This window comes from Actinophytocola sp. KF-1 (assembly GCF_054661535.1).
Map to the genome: position 1 here is coordinate 193,499 of NZ_BAAFVK010000011.1, position 17,962 is coordinate 211,460.

Annotated in this window: 16 protein-coding genes; 8 read left to right on the plus strand and 8 right to left on the minus strand. The window is 71.7% G+C overall.

Annotation, left to right across the window (positions count from 1 at the left end; translation table 11 throughout):
• Both ACYQ77_RS30885 and ACYQ77_RS30890 read right to left on the minus strand, forming a co-directional pair.
• On the minus strand, positions 1–1,176 hold the full coding sequence (locus ACYQ77_RS30885; RefSeq protein WP_459717332.1) for an acetoin utilization protein AcuC: 1,176 nt from the start codon (positions 1,174–1,176) through the stop codon (positions 1–3).
• Between the two features lie 463 nt (positions 1,177–1,639).
• Positions 1,640–2,485 (minus strand): sulfurtransferase, encoded by an 846-nt coding sequence (locus ACYQ77_RS30890; protein WP_459717334.1) that lies wholly within the window; start codon positions 2,483–2,485, stop codon positions 1,640–1,642.
• A 128-nt stretch (positions 2,486–2,613) separates the two neighbouring features.
• Here ACYQ77_RS30890 and ACYQ77_RS30895 point away from each other — a divergent pair, with 128 nt between their 5' ends.
• The 3 genes from ACYQ77_RS30895 (at position 2,614) to galE (ending at position 5,618) form a co-directional block, all read left to right on the plus strand.
• Positions 2,614–3,309 (plus strand): metal-dependent transcriptional regulator, encoded by a 696-nt coding sequence (locus tag ACYQ77_RS30895; RefSeq protein WP_459717336.1) that lies wholly within the window; start codon positions 2,614–2,616, stop codon positions 3,307–3,309.
• Positions 3,310–3,462: 153 nt separating this feature from the next.
• The gene (gene galK / locus ACYQ77_RS30900; protein ID WP_459717706.1) at positions 3,463–4,638 is read left to right on the plus strand and encodes a galactokinase; all 1,176 of its coding nucleotides are present in this window, start codon (positions 3,463–3,465) and stop codon (positions 4,636–4,638) included.
• A 17-nt stretch (positions 4,639–4,655) separates the two neighbouring features.
• Entirely contained in the window at positions 4,656–5,618 is a 963-nt protein-coding gene (gene galE, locus ACYQ77_RS30905) for a UDP-glucose 4-epimerase GalE (RefSeq protein ID WP_459717338.1), read from the plus strand.
• On the opposite strand, the gene ACYQ77_RS30910 is transcribed toward galE, so the two are convergent.
• Entirely contained in the window at positions 5,593–8,397 is a 2,805-nt protein-coding gene (locus ACYQ77_RS30910; protein WP_459717339.1) for a DUF4192 domain-containing protein, read from the minus strand. The genes galE and ACYQ77_RS30910 overlap by 26 nt on opposite strands.
• A gap of 190 nt (positions 8,398–8,587) precedes the next feature.
• Here ACYQ77_RS30910 and add point away from each other — a divergent pair, with 190 nt between their 5' ends.
• Positions 8,588–9,613 carry an adenosine deaminase gene (gene add, locus ACYQ77_RS30915; protein ID WP_459717341.1) on the plus strand — a complete coding sequence of 342 codons (1,026 nt, stop codon included), beginning with the start codon at positions 8,588–8,590 and terminating at the stop codon, positions 9,611–9,613.
• Here the strand turns inward: add and ACYQ77_RS30920 are convergent.
• Positions 9,589–10,107 carry a TrmH family RNA methyltransferase gene (locus ACYQ77_RS30920; RefSeq protein ID WP_459717343.1) on the minus strand — a complete coding sequence of 173 codons (519 nt, stop codon included), beginning with the start codon at positions 10,105–10,107 and terminating at the stop codon, positions 9,589–9,591. The genes add and ACYQ77_RS30920 overlap by 25 nt on opposite strands.
• A 145-nt stretch (positions 10,108–10,252) precedes the next feature.
• On the opposite strand from ACYQ77_RS30920, the gene ACYQ77_RS30925 reads away from it, so the two are divergent.
• On the plus strand, positions 10,253–10,867 hold the full coding sequence (locus ACYQ77_RS30925; protein WP_459717345.1) for a gamma carbonic anhydrase family protein: 615 nt from the start codon (positions 10,253–10,255) through the stop codon (positions 10,865–10,867).
• Here ACYQ77_RS30925 and ACYQ77_RS30930 read toward each other — a convergent pair.
• Entirely contained in the window at positions 10,860–11,567 is a 708-nt protein-coding gene (locus tag ACYQ77_RS30930) for an SDR family NAD(P)-dependent oxidoreductase (RefSeq protein WP_459717346.1), read from the minus strand. The two genes, ACYQ77_RS30925 and ACYQ77_RS30930, sit on opposite strands and share 8 nt — an antisense overlap.
• 94 nt (positions 11,568–11,661) lie before the next feature.
• On the opposite strand from ACYQ77_RS30930, the gene ACYQ77_RS30935 reads away from it, so the two are divergent.
• On the plus strand, positions 11,662–12,291 hold the full coding sequence (locus tag ACYQ77_RS30935) for a TetR/AcrR family transcriptional regulator (RefSeq protein WP_459717348.1): 630 nt from the start codon (positions 11,662–11,664) through the stop codon (positions 12,289–12,291).
• A gap of 16 nt (positions 12,292–12,307) precedes the next feature.
• On the plus strand, positions 12,308–14,326 hold the full coding sequence (locus ACYQ77_RS30940) for a prolyl oligopeptidase family serine peptidase (RefSeq protein WP_459717350.1): 2,019 nt from the start codon (positions 12,308–12,310) through the stop codon (positions 14,324–14,326).
• Here the strand turns inward: ACYQ77_RS30940 and abc-f are convergent.
• The gene (gene abc-f / locus ACYQ77_RS30945; RefSeq protein ID WP_459717352.1) at positions 14,300–15,898 is read right to left on the minus strand and encodes a ribosomal protection-like ABC-F family protein; all 1,599 of its coding nucleotides are present in this window, start codon (positions 15,896–15,898) and stop codon (positions 14,300–14,302) included. The two genes, ACYQ77_RS30940 and abc-f, sit on opposite strands and share 27 nt — an antisense overlap.
• Positions 15,899–15,995: 97 nt before the next feature.
• On the opposite strand from abc-f, the gene ACYQ77_RS30950 reads away from it, so the two are divergent.
• Positions 15,996–16,586, plus strand: coding sequence for a TetR/AcrR family transcriptional regulator (locus ACYQ77_RS30950; protein WP_459717353.1), 591 nt, complete (start codon positions 15,996–15,998; stop codon positions 16,584–16,586).
• Here ACYQ77_RS30950 and ACYQ77_RS30955 read toward each other — a convergent pair.
• A complete protein-coding gene (locus tag ACYQ77_RS30955) occupies positions 16,577–17,167 on the minus strand; it encodes a TetR/AcrR family transcriptional regulator (RefSeq protein ID WP_459717355.1) in 591 nt (196 codons plus the stop codon). The two genes, ACYQ77_RS30950 and ACYQ77_RS30955, sit on opposite strands and share 10 nt — an antisense overlap.
• Positions 17,157–17,906, minus strand: coding sequence for an SDR family NAD(P)-dependent oxidoreductase (locus ACYQ77_RS30960; RefSeq protein WP_459717357.1), 750 nt, complete (start codon positions 17,904–17,906; stop codon positions 17,157–17,159). The genes ACYQ77_RS30955 and ACYQ77_RS30960 overlap by 11 nt, the downstream gene beginning before the upstream one ends.
• Positions 17,907–17,962: the final 56 nt, after the last annotated feature.

Sequence of the window (17,962 nt, forward strand, 5' to 3'; positions counted from 1 at the left end):
TCAGTCTCTCGGATCGTCGGGGTCGAGGCCGTGCAGCGGGAAGACGGCGCGCCGGACCTCCTTGATGACGCTGTCGACCCGGTCGCCGTCCTCGCCGTCCCACGGCTCGAAGTCGGTGCTCTTGCCGTCGCTCATGGTGAGCGGCAGCTCGGCGGTGGGCGCGATCTTGTCGACGAACCGGGTCCACTCGCTGGGGAGCGTCGTGCCGCCGGAGATGTCCCGGTCGAGCACGGTCGCGATCAGGTGAGTCCACGACCGGGGGACGACCCGCAGCAGCGCGTAGCCACCGCCTCCGGCGGCGAGCCACTTCCCGCCGGCGTACTGCTCGGCGAGGTCACGCACCGTGCGGTAGATCGTGCGGTGCCCGTCGACGGACAGCGACAGCGAGGCGAGCGGGTCCTCGTGGTGGGTGTCCACACCGCACTGGCTGACGAGCAGCTGCGGCTGGAACTCGGCGAGCAGCGACGGGACGATCGCGTGGAACGCCCGCAGCCACGCCCGGTCCCCGGTGTTGGGTGGCAACGGCACGTTCACGGCGCTGCCGGGCGCGTTCGGGCCGCCGGTCTCGTCGGCGAACCCGGTGCCGGGGAAGAGCGTGAGCGGGTTCTGGTGCAGGGAGATCGTCAGCACGCGGGGGTCGTCGTAGAAGGCGGCCTGCACCCCGTCGCCGTGGTGGACGTCGGTGTCGACGTACGCGATGCGCTCGAACCCGTTGTCCAGCAACCAGGAGATGGCGACCGCGAGGTCGTTGTAGACGCAGAAGCCGTGCGCGTGGTCCCGCATGGCGTGGTGCAGCCCGCCCGCGATGCCGACCGCCCGCTTCGTCGCCCCGCTCGCGATCTGCCGCGCGGCGAGCAGCGAGGACCCGACGACCCGGGCGGACGCCTCGTGCATGTTGTCGAACACGGGGTTGTCCGGCGTGCCCAGCCCGTGCCCGACGTCCCACCCCGACATCGGCGCCGCCCGCACGGCGGCGAGGTACCCGGCGTCGTGGATGCGCTCGATCTCCTCGTCGGTGGCCTCCTGGGGGACGAGCAGTTCCACGCCGTCGAGCACGCCGAGCGCGCTGGCCAGCCGCATGGTCAGCTCGAGCCGGACCGGGTGCAGCGGGTGTTCACCGCCCAGGTCGTACCCGAGCAAGGCGGAGTCCCACACGACCGAACCAGGCAAGCCCATGGCGCAACCCTAATCGAGAAGAGGTGGCCCCAGCCCATCGCCGAAGCACGTTGCATTCTGTATACAGGATGCGGTGGCTGCCTCTCCCCTGCCGAGCGCCGAGACCCCCGGCGCGCGGTGGGCACGGCCATCTCCGCCGCGGACCGCAGGCGACCTCTTCCGGTCAGCCCGGCACGTCGTCCGGTCAGCCCGGCACGTCCGGTCACCCGGGCGCATCGTCCAGTCAGCCCGGCGCGTCGTCCGGTCAGCCCGGCACGTCCGGTCACCCGGGCGCATCGTCCAGTCAGCCCGGCGCGTCGTCCGGTCAGCCAGCGCATCCAGTCAGCCCGGCGCATCGTCCAGTCAGCCCGGCGCGCCTTCCGGTCAGCCCGGCGCATCCAGTCAGCCCCGCGGGTCGTCCGGTCAGCCCGGCACGTCCGGTCACCCCGGGCGCATCGTCCAGTCAGCCCGGCGCGCCCTCCAGTCAGCCCGGCGCGTCGCCGGTGGCCACCGGCCGGTCGGGGTCCGCGCTCCAGTTCGACCACGACCCCGCGTACAGCGCGGCCCGGTCCGTCACCCCCGCGACCTCGAGCGCGAGCAGCACCGAGGCGGCGGTCACACCGGAGCCGCAGTAGGCCCCCACCGGCCGGTCCCCGTCCACACCCAGCTTCGCGAAGTGCTCCGCCAGCTCCCCGGGCGCGCGCCAGCGACCGTCCGGCCCGGTGTGCGCGGCGAACGGCGCGTTGACCGCACCCGGCACGTGCCCGGCCTTCGGGTCGATCGGTTCCACGTCACCCCGGTACCGCTCGGGCGCGCGGGCGTCGAGCAGCAGGCCGGCGCGTGCCAGCTCGGCCGCCCCCGCCGCGTCGACCACGGGCCGCTGCCCGGGCCGGACGGTGATGTCGCCCGGCTCCGGCACCGGCACGTCCGTCGTCACCGGACGGCCCTCCGCCACCCACGCCGCGAACCCGCCGTCCAGCACGCGGACCTGGTCGTGGCCCGCCCACCGCAGCTGCCACCACAGGCGTGCCGCGATCGACCCGTTGTCCGCGTCGTAGACCACGACCGGGTGGCCGTCACGCACCCCGGCGGCCCGCAGCACGCGCTGCAGGTCCGCAGGCGCGGGCAGCGGGTGCCGCCCGTCCGGGCCGGGCGGCGCGGCCAGGTCGGTGTCCAGGTCGAGGTACACCGCGCCCGGCAGGTGCCCGCGGTCGTAGTCCTCCCGCCCGGGCGGCCCGCCCAGGCGCCAGCGCACGTCGATGAGCGTCGGCGGCGCGGTTGCGGTCAGCGACACGGCGAGGTCGGTGCACGACACGAGGGGAGATGTCACCCGGCTATTCTCCACTCACCCGAACTGCCGTGCCGTGTCCCGCAGCGGGCGACCGCTCACTGCCCGTGACCGCCACACTGCTCCACCTGGCGGAGCGACTAGCATGGTTGACGACGAAGGGGAACGGCGTGAACGAGCTCATCGACACCACTGAGATGTACCTCAAGACGATCTACGAGCTCGAGGAGGAGGGCGTCGTCCCGCTGCGCGCCAGGCTCGCCGAGCGACTCGGTCAGAGCGGTCCGACCGTGAGTCAGACCGTCGGCCGCATGGAACGGGACGGCCTGGTCGTCGTCGCGGGCGACCGGCACCTCGAGCTGACCGACCACGGTCGCGCGCTCGCCATCACGGTCATGCGCAAGCACCGGCTCGCCGAGCGCCTCCTCGTCGACGTGATCGGCCTGGAATGGGAGCACGTCCACTCCGAGGCGTGCCGCTGGGAGCACGTCATGAGCGAGGCCGTCGAGCGCAAGCTGGTGAAGCTGCTCGGCAACCCCACCACGTCGCCCTACGGCAACCCGATCCCCGGCCTGGACAAGCTGGGCTCCGGTGAGCCCGCCCCGCCGGTCGAGGCCGACCTGGTCCGCATGGACGACGTCGCCCGCCGCGGTGGCGGCAAGGTCGAGGTCCGCCGCATCGCCGAGCACGTGCAGCTCGACCCCGACCTCATGGCCGAGCTCAAGGAGGTCGGCGTCGTGCCGGGCCAGACCGTGCAGGTCGGCCCGTCGAAGGGCGACGGCAACACCATCGAGGTCAGCGGCGAGCACAGCTCGGCCCAGGTCGCCCCGACCGTGCTGCACGCCGTCCTCGCCCGCGCGAAGTAGCGCCACGGCCACGTGACCACCACCAACGAGCGCGGCACCGCCGACGCGCACGACAACACGTCCTCCCACAAGCCCTCACACTCGCCCACCGCCCCCGCCCCGGGCGCCCGCGGCAACGGCGGGGCGTCCGTGCTCGGCACAGCCACCCACAACGTGCCCGCCCGCGCCGCCACGCACTTCCGCGGCCTGCACGGCCGCCCGCCGACGGGTGTGTGGTCCGCGCCGGGCCGGGTCAACCTGATCGGCGAGCACACCGACTACAACGACGGTTTCGTGCTGCCGTTCGCGTTGCCGTACCGCATCGCGGTGGCCGCGTCCCCGCGCGACGACGGCGTCCTGTCGGTCACCACCGTCGGCGACGACGGACGTCCCCAGCAGGCCGCGCCCGTGACCGTCGCCGACCTGGCGCCGGGGTCGGTCGACGGCTGGGCGGCGTACCCGTCCGGTGTCGCGTGGGTGCTGCGCGACGAAGGCTTCGGCGGCGGCGCCGAACTCGTCATCGCGGGCGACGTCCCTGCCGGTGCTGGACTGTCCTCCTCTCATGCGTTGCAGTGCGCGACCGCGCTGGCGCTGCTCGGGCTGGCCGGTGTGGAGCTGGACGAGCCGGACGCACCGAGCCGCGCGACGGTCGCCAGGTGGGTGCAGCGGTCGGAGAACGACTACGTCGGCGTCCCGACCGGCCTGCTCGACCAGACCGCGTCCCTGTCGTGCGTCGCGGACCACGTGCTGTTCCTCGACGTGCGCTCCGGGGAGATGGAGCAGGTTCCGTTCGATGCCTCCTCTGCTGGTCTTGCCGTGCTCGTGATCGACACCAAGGCGAAGCACTCGCACAACGAGTCGGGGTACCGCGAACGCCGCGCCGGCTGCGAACGTGCGGCGGAACTGCTGGGGGTGCCCGCGCTGCGGGACGTGACCGAGGCCGGCCTCGACGACGCGCTGGCCCGGCTGCCCGAGGAGCTGCGCCCGCTGGTCCGGCACGTGGTCACCGAGAACGCCCGCGTGGAACGCACGGTCGAGCACCTGCGCGCGGGCCGGATCGCCGACATCGGCGACCTGCTGACCGCGTCCCACACGAGCATGCGTGACGACTACCGCATCTCCTGCCTCGAACTGGACCTCGCGGTGGACACCGCGCTCGCCGCGGGCGCCCTGGGTGCCAGGATGACCGGCGGCGGCTTCGGCGGGTCGGCCATCGCACTGGTCGCCGCCGACGCCGTCGAGCCGGTCGGCAAGCAGGTGCTCGCGGCGTTCGCCGAACGCGACCTGACCGCGCCGGGCCTGTTCACGGCGGCGCCCTCCCCGGGCGCCGGCCGCGACAACTTCTCGTAGACGAAACGGAGACCGTGGTGAAGCTGCTCGTGACGGGCGGGGCGGGGTACGTCGGAAGCGTGTGCGCGGCTCGCCTGCTGAAGGCGGGCCACGAGGTCGTCGTGCTGGACGACCTGTCGACCGGCCACGCCGACGCCGTGCCGGAGGGCTGCCGCTTCGTCCAGGCCGACCTGGCCGAGGCGGCGGGTGACCTGCTCGCCGAGGGCTTCGACGGTGTCCTCCACTTCGCCGCCAAGTCACTGGTCGCCGAGTCGATGCAGGATCCCAAGAAGTACTGGGACGGCAACGTGCTCACCTCTCTTCGTCTGCTCGAGGCCGTGCGCGTCTCGGGGACGCCACGGCTGGTGTTCTCGTCCACGGCCGCGGTCTACGGGCAGGCCGAGGTCATCCCGATCGTCGAGACGGCGCCGACGCGCCCCACCAACACCTACGGCGCCACGAAACTCGCCATCGACCACGCCATCACCTCCTATGCACAGGCACACGGGCTCGGTGCCGTGAGCCTGCGGTACTTCAACGTCGCGGGCGCGTGGGGCGGCTACGGCGAACGCCACACCACGGAAACCCACCTCATCCCACTCGTCCTGCAGGTCGCACTGGGCCAGCGCGAGGCGATCCACGTCTACGGCGAGGACTACCCGACGGCCGACGGCACCTGCATCCGCGACTACATCCACGTCGCCGACCTCGCCGAGGCACACCTGCTGGCGCTCGACCACGCCACGCCCGGCAGGCACGACATCTACAACCTGGGCAGCGGCACCGGGTTCTCCGTGCGTGAGGTCATCGAGACGTGCCGCGCGGTCACCGGTCACCCGATCCCCGCCGAGGTCAAGGACCGCCGTGCCGGGGACCCGCCCGCCCTGGTCGCGTCCAGCGAGCGCGCCCGTGAGGAGCTGGGCTGGAAGCCGGAGCACGTGGACCTGGACGTCATCGTCCGGGACGCCTGGGAGTTCACCCGGGGGCGTTCCGCGCTCTGATCTCTGGTTCCGGTATTGGCGGCAGGAATGCCGTCAGTGGGTCCAGTGTGGTGCGGGCTGGGGTGAGCAGGCCGAGGGTGGCCGCTGTTCGCGTGTTCAGTTCGCGGTCGGTGGGTGGTTCTGCCCAGCCACGGCTGACTGTTCTCGGCCGTGCCGGTGGAGGCGTCGGTGTCTGGTCCTTGCTCTGGGTCTTCGTGGCTGGTCGGGTGGTTGCGGAATCGGCTGTCAGTGCGGCATCGGCGGCGATCGAGTCGGGTGAAATTGTCCCGGCGTTCGGATGCGGTCGGATGGCTGGGGTTGCCGAGTGGGCGTTCGGCTCGGCATCTCGTGCGACCAGCCGGACCTCTGGGGTTGGTTGGGAGCTTGAAGCGGGGGAATGGGTTACAGGTTCGGCATCGTGGGCAGTTCGTTCTGGCGGAACTGCCTCGGTTTCCAGATCTAGCCGCAGGGCTGAGCCTGTCGGCTCGGCATCTCGCGACGCCGATCGAACAGCCAAGACCCCACGGGATGACTGGGTGCTTGAAACAGCGGAATCGGTTGCCAGTTCAGCATCCGCGGCAGCCGGGGCCGATGAAACCGCCTCGGTAGCCGGGACCAGCTGGACGGGTGAGCCAGTCGAACACGCCACCGACCCGACCGGCCGAACTGCCCGCACTCCACCGGACGATTGGGTGCTTGAAACAGCGGAATCGGCTTCCAGTGCGGCAGCCGGGACCAGCGGAACCACCTCGGCTCCCGGTACCGGTTGAGCCCGTGAGCCAGCAGAGGAGGCCACCGACTCGGCATCTCGCGCGACCGGTTGAAGTGCGCGGACTCCTCCGGACGATTGGGTGCTTGAGCCAGCGGCATCGGTTGCCAGTTCAGCATTCACGGCAGCCGGAGCCGATGGAACCGCCTCGGCTCCCGGCACCAGTTGAGCGGGAGAGCCAGCCGAACAGGCCACCGACTCGACCGGCCGAACCGCCCGCACTCCGATTGGCGATTGCGGGCTTGAAACAGCGGGATTGGCTGTCAGTTCGGCAGCGGCGGCAGCCGGGGCCAGCGGAACCGCCTCGGCTTCGGGGACCCGCTCGACATCTCGCCCGACCGGCGGAACCGCCCGGACACCACGGAACGATGGAATGTCAGAGCCAGTGGAATCGGCTGGTAGATCAGCATCCGCGGCAGCCGGGACCACCGGCACCGTTTCGGTTGCCGGGGCCAGTTGAGCGGGTGAGCCAGCCGAGGAGGCCACCGACGCGATCGGCTGGACTGCCCGCACTCCATGGGGCGATTGCAGACTTGAAACAGATATCGGTTCGGCAGCGGCGGCAGCTGGGGTCAGTGAAACCGCTTCGTTTTCCTGGACCAGGTGGGTGCTTGCGTCGGTGGGCGGGTTCGGAGGGGTTGGCCCGGCGCTCGAATCCGGGTCGGGAGTTGGGGCGGCCGCATGGACCGTGGGGTTTTGCGGAGGGGCGGGCTCGCTCATGTCGGTGATCGGGCGTGGGTAGCTCGGCAGCCGGGTTGTACCGGTTGGACGGTGGGGCGTCGGGTGGGCAGGGATCGGTTCCGGCTCTGTGGGGATGCTCGCCGACGCTGTCGCCGGGGTCGGGGGAACGGGAGTTGTGGTAGGCGGTGTCGTGTGTGGCGGAACGGACGTCGGCTCTGGGGAAGACGTTCGCGTAGTGGTGTCAGCTGGGGGCGTGGGATGGGCTGGCGGGCGTGTCGGTTCGGGTGCTGGTTCGGGTGTGTGTTCCTCTGGGGTGTTCATGGGGAGGTCGTCGGGGAGGCCTTCGTTTTTCAGGATGCTTCTCAGCAGTAGCGTGCGCAGGTGGTTCGGGGGGACGGTGGCCTGGGTCAGGGCTGCGTACAGCAGCTTCGCCAGTTCGTGGGACGGGTTGGCGTCCAGTGCCGTCCTCACGGCCAGTGCTGCCAGGGTGCCCGCTCCTCGCAGGTACGCCGACATGCCCAGCAGTACCGCCGGTTCCGCTCTTTCCGGGGCCGGTAGCGCGCGTACGAGTACCGTCCACAGGCGTTCCGCCGCCTCGGGGTTCGGGGTCAGTGCCGACGCCAGGCACTCGTCCTTCACTTCCTGTTGGGACAGTGCGCGGGCCAGGCGGACCACCTGGCGGTCGGTCAGTGTCGGTAGGTCCGGGGAGTTCTCCGCGTCGGTGAGTATGTTCGTCAGCAGGGCCAGGTCTGTTGCCAGATCGTCCTCTGTGTACGGGGCGCGCGGGGTTCTCAGGTGGGCGTCCAGCAGCTCTTCCCTTCTCGCAAGGGTTTCCGGTGCGTCCGGGGCCAGGTGTTCCGCCATCTCCTCGCGCGTGCGGTAGGTCGGGTTGCCCGCGATGGCCGCCGCCACGGCCAGGGCGGACGTTTGCGGGTCCGGGATGTCGCCCGCGCAGCAGGGATCGAGGTAGCACTGCCATCGTTCGCCGTGGTGGATGCGGTGTACCCAGCTGGCGTGGACCAGCAGGATGTCGTTGGCGGCGAAGCCTTGCCGCAGTGCGGTGATCAGTGGCCGGTGTTCCTCCGCGGTACCGCCCACCACGACCGCGATGGCGGCCACGGCCTCGTTCTGCTTGGTGGCCGAGACCAGTTGCTCCGCCACCGCCTCGACGTGGTCCCGGTCGGGGAGGTCTGCCCTGATCGTCGTGCCCAGTGTCAGTGTCGGGGAACGGTTGAACGTCAGCAGCACCAGCGAGTCGGTCGGTGGGAAGCCGATCACGTAGGGGATGCCGGCCATCATCGCCGACAGTTCGTGTGGCGTGACGGAGGCGTGTGGGGGCGAAGTCGTCATGCGTCCACTGTGCGGGCGGGGGCGACGGAACGGGGTGCGAGATACCGGGAATGTGGACAACTGGGTGGGCTGTGGACAGATGGGGGCGGGAGGGGGTGTGCGGGCCGGGAAATGTCGGTGGGGTGTGGTAGGCGGCCGGGCCCTGGTTCGTGGCGCGGAAACTGTCGGTGGCCTCGGGCATCATGGCGGCGTGCGTGACTTCATCCACCGCCTCCCCAAGGCGGAGCTCCACGTCCACCTCGTGGGTTCCGCCTCGCTGGACACCGTCCTCGAACTGGCGCGGCGCCACCCCGGCAAGGCGGTGCCGACGGACCGGGAGCAGTTGCGCGCCTTCTACGAGTTCTCCGACTTCGCCCACTTCATCGACGTCTACGTGAAGGTCAACCAGCTCGTGGTCACCGGCGCGGACGTGACCGCGCTCGTCGTCGGGCTCGCGCGCGACCTCGCCGCCAACCAGGTCCGCTACGCCGAGGTCACGGTCACCCCGGTACCGCACCTCGTCACCGGCATCGCACCGGACGAACTCGCCGAGGCGCTCACCGAAGGCCGCGCGCTCGCGTCGCGCCTGCACGGCGTGGCGCTCGCGTGGGTCTTCGACATCGCGGGCTCGCTGGGCATCGAGGCGGGCATGGCGACCGCCGAATGGGTCCTGCGGTACCGCCCGGCGGGCACGGTCGGTTTCGGCCTCGGCGGGCACGAGATCGGTGTGCCCCGCGAGCGGTACCGCGTGCCGTTCGACATGGCACGCGACGGCGGGCTGCGGTCGGTGCCGCACGCGGGGGAAACCACCGGGCCGGAGACGATCTGGGCCGCGCTCACCCACCTGCGCGCGGAACGGATCGGGCACGGCACGAGCGCGGTCCGCGACCCGAACCTGCTGGCACACCTGGCGGGTGAAGGCATCCCCGTCGAGGTGTGCCCCAGCTCCAACATCCGCACCCGTGCCGTCGCCACGCTCGCCGAGCACCCGTTCCCCCGATTACTCGATGCGGGTGTGCCGGTCACGCTGGCCACCGACGACCCCGGTATGTTCCACACCGACCTCAACCGCGAGTACCTGCTGGTGCACGAGCACTTCGGGTTGAGCCGCGGCGACCTCGCCGACCTCGCGCGGGCGGGGGTGCGTGCCGCGTTCTGCGACGAACGCCGGAAAGCGGCGCTGCTGGCCGAGATCGACGAGGTCGAACGGGACTACACGAGCCCGGCGAGCTTGTAGGCGACCAGCGAGCCCGCCACGGCCACGTTGAGGGACAGCCCGGTGCCGAGCATGGGGATCTCGACGGCCGTGTCCAGCAACGCGGTGGCGTCCTCCGGGATGCCGTCGGACTCGTGGCCCAGCACGACGACCGTGCGGCGGCGCGCCGGGCGCAGCTCGACGAGGCGGATCGACTCGTCGGTCAGCTCCACGCCGACCACGTCGCTGTCCCCACGCTGCGCCGCCAGCCAGGCGAGCGGGTCGTTCACCCAGTGCACGCACGACGGCTTCCGCAGCGTGTTGCCCTTGGCGAGCGCCTCGCGGATCCACGGCAGGTGCGGCACGGCCATGCACGCGCCGACCGCGTCGCACGTCCGCAGGAGCGTGCCCAGGTTGACGCCGTACTTCGGCCAGAGCGGCGCGACGATCAGGTGGTCCCAACAGGAATGGGCGCGCCGGTGCCGCTGTCCGCGCAGCTCCGCCCTGGTGCGCACCCACATCGGACGCGCGCTCATCGGGCGCCCGGGGAGGTCCTTCCGGTCATGGGAAAGGCGTTTCGCGGCACGCCGGGGCCATCGACAACGAAAGAGGTGAGCCGAGTGTAACGCCAGGTCCGATTCCAGCCAGCGATCTCGCGGTTTCCGGACGACCATCGACGGCATGTTGATACGGCATCGCGGCGCGGAACCGCAGGTCGACCCGTCGGCGTACGTGGCGCCGAACGCCACGCTCGTCGGCGACGTCCACGTGGGGCCGCACGCCCGCGTGATGTACGGCGCCGTCCTCGACGCCGAGGGCTCGCGGGTGGAGATCGGTGCGCACACGATCGTCTCCGAGCACGCCGTGCTGCGGGCGACCGCGGTCACCGACGCACCCGTCGTGCTCTCCGACCACGTGTTCGTCGGTCCACACGCGACGGTGCTCGGCGCGCGGGTGGACCGCTGCGCCTACCTCGCGGCGGGCGCGACCGTGCTGCAGGCGGCGGCGATCGGCGCGGGCGCGTGCGTCGCGGTCGGTGCGCTCGTGCACGCGCGAACCGTGCTGCCCGGCGAGTTCTTCGTGCCGCCGCACACCACGGCGGTCGGGGATCCGGTCGAGGTGTTCGGCCCCGACCGGCCCGGCGACCTGGCCGCGGCCATCGCGCGCGTCGGTTTCGCCGACGCCGCGTTCGGCGTGCGCACCGAGTGGACCGACCGGGTCCCCCGCTACCGGGAGGCGACCGAGGTCCGATCGGCCGAGTACGCCGCGCACGCCGACGACGAGGTGATCAGCTGACGACCTCCTCGACGCGGTCGCGCTTGAGGTTGAGGTCCCAGAAGACGTCGGCGATGGCGTCCGGGTCGAGCGTGTTCGCTGTCAGCGCGGCAAGGTCGAAGTTCGCGAACTGCTCGGGCGCGGACAGCACGACGGCCTCCGCGGCGCTGTTCTTGATCAGCCCGCCGATCGGGACGATACCGACGTACACGCCGGACCCCGCGAGCGCGGCGTGCGCGCCATGGACGTAGTTGCGCATGCCGGCGAGCGCGACACCGACGTTGCCGAGCTCGGGCATGGCCTGCAGGGCCGAGACGCCGGAGGCGTACAGCAGCGCGCCGTCGCCCCTGGCACGCATGCCGGGCAGCAGCATCCGGGCGAGCCGGATCGGGGCGAGCAGGAGCAGTTCGAGCTGACCGGGCAGCTCGTCGGGGTCGACGTCGAGCACGGCGACGCGTTGCTGGTCGAGCCCGCCCGGGCTCCACACGGCCACGTCGACGTGCCCGAACCGGTCCTCGATCGCGGCGACGGCGGCCGTGAGCTGCGCCGGGTCGAGCAGGTCGGCGCGGAACGTCGCGGCGCCCGGCAGGTCCGCGGCCAGCGCGTCGAGGCTCTCCTGCCGGCGTGCCACGAGCGCGACGCGGTAGCCCTCCCTCTCGAACCGGCGCGCGACGGACAGGCCCAGGGCGGGCCCCGCCCCGAAGATGGCGATGGTCTTCACGGTTCTCCCTCCACAACTTGAGGACACCCTCAAGTTCATGGGATCGACCGTAGCACCAAGTTGAGACCAGCCTCAACATCACTAGGATGGCACCATGAGCCCCTTGCGGAAGGACGCGCAGCGCAACCGTGACCTGCTGGTCGCGGCCGCCCGCCGGCTCTACGCGGCGCGTGGGCTCGACGTGCCGCTCGAGGACATCGCCAAGGAGGCGGGCGTGTCCATCGGCACGCTCTACAACCGCTTCCCCGCCCGCGGCGAGCTGGTCGAGGCCGCGCTCGCGGACAAGGTCGCCCGCGCCGTCGAACTGGCCGGGACCGCGTCGACCATGGCGGACCCGTGGGAGGGCTTCGCCTGGTTCCTCGCGCACTGCTGCGAGCTCCAGGCGGCCGACCGCGCGTACAACGAGCTGTGCGCGCGGGCCCTGCCCGACACCCCGGAGATCGACCGGCTCAAGGCCAGGGGCCACGAACTGGTCGTGGCCATCGTCGAGAACGCCAAGAAGTCCGGGCAGCTGCGGGCCGACTTCGAGGAGGGCGACTTCGCGTTCGTGCTGTGGAGCACCACCACGATCATCAACGCGACCGCCGCCACCGCCCCCGACGCGTGGCGCCGCCACCTGGCCCTCCTGCTCGACGGACTGCGCGCGGACGCCGCCAGCCCACTCCCCCGCAAGGCGCTCGAACCGGCCGAGGTGGCGGAGGCCATGCGCGCGTTCGGCGGCTGACGGGCAGACTCGTGTCATGACAGACGACCCGTACCTCTGGCTCGAAGAGGTCACCGGCGACACCGCCCTGGACTGGGTGCGGGCACGCAACGCCGAGACCGTCGCGGAACTGACCGGTGGCGAGCGGTTCACCGCGCTGCGGGACGAGATCCGCGAGGTGCTCGACGCCGACAACCGGATCCCCTACATCCGCAGGCGTGGCGAGTACCTCTACAACTTCTGGCAGGACGCCGCCAACCCGAGGGGCCTGTGGCGGCGCACCACGCTCGAGAGCTACCGGACGGCGGACCCCGAGTGGGAGGTCGTGCTCGACGTCGACGCGCTCGCCAAGGCCGAGGACGAGAGCTGGGTGTGGCAGGGCGCGGCCGTGCTGCGGTCCGGCTACCGGCGCGCGCTCGTCGAGCTGTCCCGCGGCGGCGCCGACGCGACCGTGGTGCGGGAGTTCGACCTGGTGACCAAGGCGTTCGTCGCGGACGGCTTCGCGGTGCCGGAGGCGAAGAGCCGCGTCGGGTGGATCGACGAGGACCGGATCTACGTCGGCACGGACTTCGGCGAGGGCTCCCTCACCGCGTCCGGCTACCCGAGGATCGCGAAGGAGTGGCGCCGCGGCACACCGCTGTCCGAGGCGGTCACGGTCTACGAGGGCAAGCCGGAGGACGTGTCGGCGGGCGCGTTCCACGACCCGACCGAGGGCTTCGAGCGCGACTTCGTCTACCGCAACCTGGACTTCTACCGCACCGAGAAGTACCTGCGGCGGCCGGACGGCGAGCTGGTGAAGGTGGACGTGCCCGACGACGCCGAGACCTCGTCGCACCGCGAGTGGCTGTTGATCAGCACGCGGACGCCGTGGACCGTCGACGGCACGACCTACCCGGCAGGCGCGCTGCTCGCCGCCCGGTTCGACGACTACCTGGCGGGGAGCCGGGAGCTCACCGTGCTGTTCGAGCCGGACGAGCACACCTCGCTGCAGTACTACCTGTGGACCAAGAACCACCTCATCGTGGCCTCCCTGGCGGACGTGAAGAGCCGCTTCGAGGTGCTCACCCCGGCAGCGGGCTGGGCACGCGCTCCCCTGGCCGGTGCGCCGGAGGCCGGTTCGGCGGACGTCCTCGACACGAACCCGGACGTCGACGACGAGTACTTCCTCAACGCGAGCGGGTACACGCAGCCGGCCACCCTGTACCGGGGCGAGATCGGCGGCACCCCGGAGGTGCTGAAGCGGGCGCCCGCGTTCTTCCCCGCCGACGGGCTGACGACGCGGCAGTACTTCGCGACCTCCGACGACGGCACGCGGATCCCGTACTTCGTGGTGGGACAGGAGAACGACGGGCCGACGCTCCTGTACGGGTACGGCGGGTTCGAGGTGTCGCTCACCCCCGGCTACAGCGGCGTGATCGGCCGCGGCTGGCTGGCCAGAGGGGGCACGTACGTCGTCGCGAACATCCGCGGCGGCGGCGAGTACGGGCCGGAGTGGCACCAGTCCGTGCTCAAGGAGAACCGGCTGCGCGTGTACGAGGACTTCGCGGCCGTCGCGAAGGACCTGGTGGCCAGGGGCATCACCACCAAGGAGCGGCTCGGCATCCAGGGCGGCTCGAACGGTGGGCTGCTGATGGGTGTCATGCTGACCCGCTACCCGGAGCTGTTCGGCGCGGTCGTGTGCCAGGTGCCGCTGCTGGACATGCGGCGGTACCACAAGCTGCTGGCGGGCGCGTCCTGGATGGCCGAGTACGGCGACCCCGACGAGCCGGCGGAATGGGAGTACCTCAAGGAGTACTCGCCGTACCAGAACGTCGCCGCGGACCGGCCGTACCCGCCCACGATCATCCTCACGTCCACCCGGGACGACCGCGTCCACCCCGGCCACGCACGCAAGATGGTGGCGCGGTTGAAGGAACTGGGCTACGACGTCCGGTACTACGAGAACATCGAGGGCGGACACGGCGGCGCCGCGGACAACGAACAGCTCGCCTTCAAACGGGGACTCGAGTACGAGTTCCTGTGGCGGACGCTAAGCGACGAGCCTGCCGCCGGCTAGCGCCAGCCGGTCGCCGGTGAACCGGCGGCGCAGTGCGCGGTCGTGGGACACCACGACCAGGGCGCCGGTGAACGTGGACATGGCTTCCTCCAGCTCCTCCACCAGGGTGAGCGACAGGTGGTTGGACGGTTCGTCGAGCAGCAGCAGGTCGATCTCGGCGGTGAGCAGCCGGGCGAGCGCGAGCCTGCGGCGCTGCCCGGCGGACAGCGCGCCGACCGGGACCCGCAGGTCGGCCGGGCGGAACAGGCCGAGCGACAGCAGTTGCTCCGCCTGTTCCGCCGGCAGCCCCGGCCTGCCGTCGGCGTAGGCCGCGACCAGGCTGCGGCGGGGGTGGTCGACGGGGATCTCCTGCGCCAGGTAACCCACGCGACCGCGCCGCGTGACGGTGCCCTCGTCCGGTGCCACGGCACCGGCGAGAACGCGCAGCAACGTCGTCTTGCCCGCGCCGTTGGGGCCGTGGACGAGCAGCCGCTGCCCGCCGGCGATCGTCAGGTCCGGTACGCGCAGCCGGTCCGCGACCCGCACGTCCCGCAGCGTGGCGACCGTGTCCGGCCGCTCGCCCGCGCTCAGCCTGCCGGTGAACCGCAGCGGGTCCGGTGGGCGCGGCACGGGATCGTCGCGCAGCCTGCGGAGACGTTCCCGCGCGTTGCGCACGCGGCTGGACTCCGACGCCTGCACGCGGCCGCCGTGCCGGTCATAGCTCACCTTGTTGCGGTCCTTCATCACGCGGCCGGGTGCGACCTGGTGCGCGGTGGTGGCCGCGAACTCGGTCAGCTCCGCGATCTCGGTGGTCCACCGCTCGTACGCCAGCTCCCACCTGCGGCGCGCGTTCCGCTTCGCCGTCAGGTAGCCGGCGTAGCCGTCGCCGTAGCGGGCGACGGCCCGGAGGTCACCGTCCACCTCCACGATCGCCGTCGCAACCCGTTCGAGGAACACCCGGTCGTGTGACACGGCCACGACGGTGCCGCGGTGCGTGCGCAGGTGGTCCTCCAGCCAGGTGAGTGCGGCGGCATCGAGGTGGTTGGTCGGCTCGTCGAGGAGCATCACCTCCGGCGCGGCCGCGATGAGACACGCGAGACCGAGCCGTGCCTGTTCACCACCGGACAGCGTGCCGAGCCGACGGTCCCTGCCGATGTCGGCGAGGCCAAGCGCGTGCCGCGCCTTGTCGACACGGGCGTCCGCCTCGTAGCCGTCACGCAGTTCGAACCGGGTGAGCAGGTCGCCGTACTCGCGCATGGTGGACTCGTCCAGCGTGGACTCGAGCTCGCGGAGGCGGCGCTCCATGTCCCGCAGGTCGCGCAGCGCCGCGTCGATCGCGTCGCCGACCGTGCGGTCCGGCGGCAGCTCGGGCGTCTGCCCGACGTAGCCGATGCTCTCGGCCGTGACGATGACCTCCCCGTCGTCGGCGGTTTCCCGGCCGGCGAGCAGGCGGAGCAGGGTGGACTTGCCCGCGCCGTTCTCGCCGACGATGCCGACGCGTTCGCCGGGCCGGACCGTCAGGGTGACGGCGTCGAGGAGCAGGCGCTCACCGAAGGACTTGCGTACCTCGCGCAGGGTCAACTGAGTGGGCAAAAGGGCCTCCTGAGGTGTGTGCCGGGTGGTGGACAGACCTCAGAAAGTCCATGGCGCTCGCTCCTTAATGCGACATCAGTTGCATTAGTATGGTGCCATGGACACTGCGAGCGCGCAACCACGTTCCCGGCCGGGTGGCCGGACCGCGCGGAACCGGGTGGCGGTGCGGGACGCGACACTCGCCGAACTGGCCGAACACGGCTACGCGGGGCTGACCGTCGAGGCGGTCGCGACGCGGTCGGGCGTGCACAAGACGACCGTGTACCGGCGCTGGGGCGGGGTGGACGGCCTGGTGGTCGACGCGCTGGCGCTCGCGGACGAGGACGACTGGGCGCCGCCGGACACCGGCTCCTTCGACGACGACCTGCGGGAACTGGCCCGGGAAGTGGTGCGCACCTTCGGGGCCGCGCAGATGGCGTTCGTCGCGGCGGCGTTCCAGTCGGCGCGCGCCGCGGCCGCGCTGCACGACTTCTACGCCGAGCGGTTCCGGCGCGCCGAAGCCGTGGTCACGCGTGCGGTGGCCCGCGGCGAGGTGCCCGCCGGAACGGACGCGGGCGCGGTGGTGAAGGCGGCGGTGGCGCCGTTCTTCTCCCGGGTGGTGATCGCGGGCGAGCAGGCGTCGACGGCGCTGGCGGACCAGTCGGCGGCGGCCGTCGCACACGCGGCACGCGCGGGCGTCTACGCCTGAAGGGCCGCCCAGATCCGGTCCGGCAGGAGTTTCGCGGCGCGGGCGAGGTCGATGTCGGCGCCGTTCAGCCAGCGGCGGGACAGTTCGGCGACCGGGCCGATGAGCAGCATCTCGATGAGCGGGTCCGGCAGGTCGACCACGGTGCCCGCCGCGATGTGGGGCGCCAGCCATTCCGCCATGCGTGCCATGCGGGGCGCCTTCATCGCGGCGATCTCGTCGGCGTGCACGGGGAGGTAGGCCGCGTACGCGGAGGCGTGGATGAACCGGGCGCAGGCCGAGTGTTCGGTGACGTACCCCAGGTACGCCGTGACCACGGCACGGACCCCGGACCGCGGCGTGCGTGCCCTGGTCAGCGCGGCGACGATCGCGTCGAGCAGTCCGGCCATGCAGCGGCGGTAGAGGGCGGCGGCGAGGCCGTCGAAGCTGCCGAAGTGGTGGTACAGGCTGCCGAGACTGACCCCGCTCTCCGCGACGACCGCGTGCACGGTGAACCCCTCGGCGCCACCGGACGCGTGGATGGCCAGCGCCGCGTCCAGGAGGCGTTGCCGCGTCTCCTCGCCACGCCGCTGCTTAACCGGCACCGGTCAGTTCCCGCGCCTGGTCCCACAACTCCTGTGCCGGCCCGTCCGGCAGGGTGCCCTCGGTGTTCTCGTTGAAGTAGCGCCCGGTGCCGGTGTCGTCGGCCAAGCGCACGATCGGGGCCGCGCCCTCGGCAGGGGACGCCCAGCGGCGTTTCACCAGGCGCAGCACGGCACCCAGCACGCCGCCCGGGTCACCGAGGTCGGTGCGGATCACGCCGGGGTGCACCGCGTCGATGGTCACGCCGGCATCCTGCCACCGCCGCGCGAACAGCGGCACGAGCAGCAGGTTCGCGCGTTTCGTGTCGCAGTAGGTGCGCATGCGGTGGAAGTCCTTGCCGTACGGGGTGCGCTCGAGGTCGACGCGGCCCTTCACGTACAGGCCCGCGCTGACCTGCACCACGCGGCGGACGCGGTCCTCCAGCGCCAGGTTCAGCTGGAACGGCGCCAGGTGGTTGACCGCGAAGGACTCCTCGAGACCGTCCTCGTTGTGCCGCAGGCGGGTCGGCCAGATCCCCGCGTTGTGCACGAGGACGTCGATGGTGTCGCACGTCGCGCGCAGCGCGGTGGCCAGTTCGTCGACCGTGCGCCTGCTCGCGAGGTCGCCGCGGACGACCTCGACGCCGGGTGGCGCGTCGGCGTTCCTGGTCACCGCTATGGTGCGGAAACCCTTGTCCACCAGGGCTTCACACACCGCGTAGCCGATGCCCCTGTTGCCGCCCGTCACCACCGCAGTCCGCATGACCGCGGAGCCTAACCGGAACAAAGTTCTAGAACAAGGTTCTGATCGCGGGCGTC

Bases quoted from the DNA above. Each gene is read 5' to 3' on its own strand.
- ACYQ77_RS30935 (WP_459717348.1), top strand. From the start codon at position 11,662: ATGAGCCCCTTGCGGAAGGACGCGCAGCGCAACCGTGACCTGCTGGTC.
- ACYQ77_RS30940 (WP_459717350.1), top strand. From the start codon at position 12,308: ATGACAGACGACCCGTACCTCTGGCTCGAAGAGGTCACCGGCGACACC.
- ACYQ77_RS30950 (WP_459717353.1), top strand. From the start codon at position 15,996: ATGGACACTGCGAGCGCGCAACCACGTTCCCGGCCGGGTGGCCGGACC.
- ACYQ77_RS30960 (WP_459717357.1), bottom strand. From the start codon at position 17,906: ATGCGGACTGCGGTGGTGACGGGCGGCAACAGGGGCATCGGCTACGCG.
- ACYQ77_RS30885 (WP_459717332.1), bottom strand. From the start codon at position 1,176: ATGGGCTTGCCTGGTTCGGTCGTGTGGGACTCCGCCTTGCTCGGGTAC.
- ACYQ77_RS30910 (WP_459717339.1), bottom strand. From the start codon at position 8,397: ATGACGACTTCGCCCCCACACGCCTCCGTCACGCCACACGAACTGTCG.
- ACYQ77_RS30920 (WP_459717343.1), bottom strand. From the start codon at position 10,107: ATGAGCGCGCGTCCGATGTGGGTGCGCACCAGGGCGGAGCTGCGCGGA.
- ACYQ77_RS30925 (WP_459717345.1), top strand. From the start codon at position 10,253: ATGTTGATACGGCATCGCGGCGCGGAACCGCAGGTCGACCCGTCGGCG.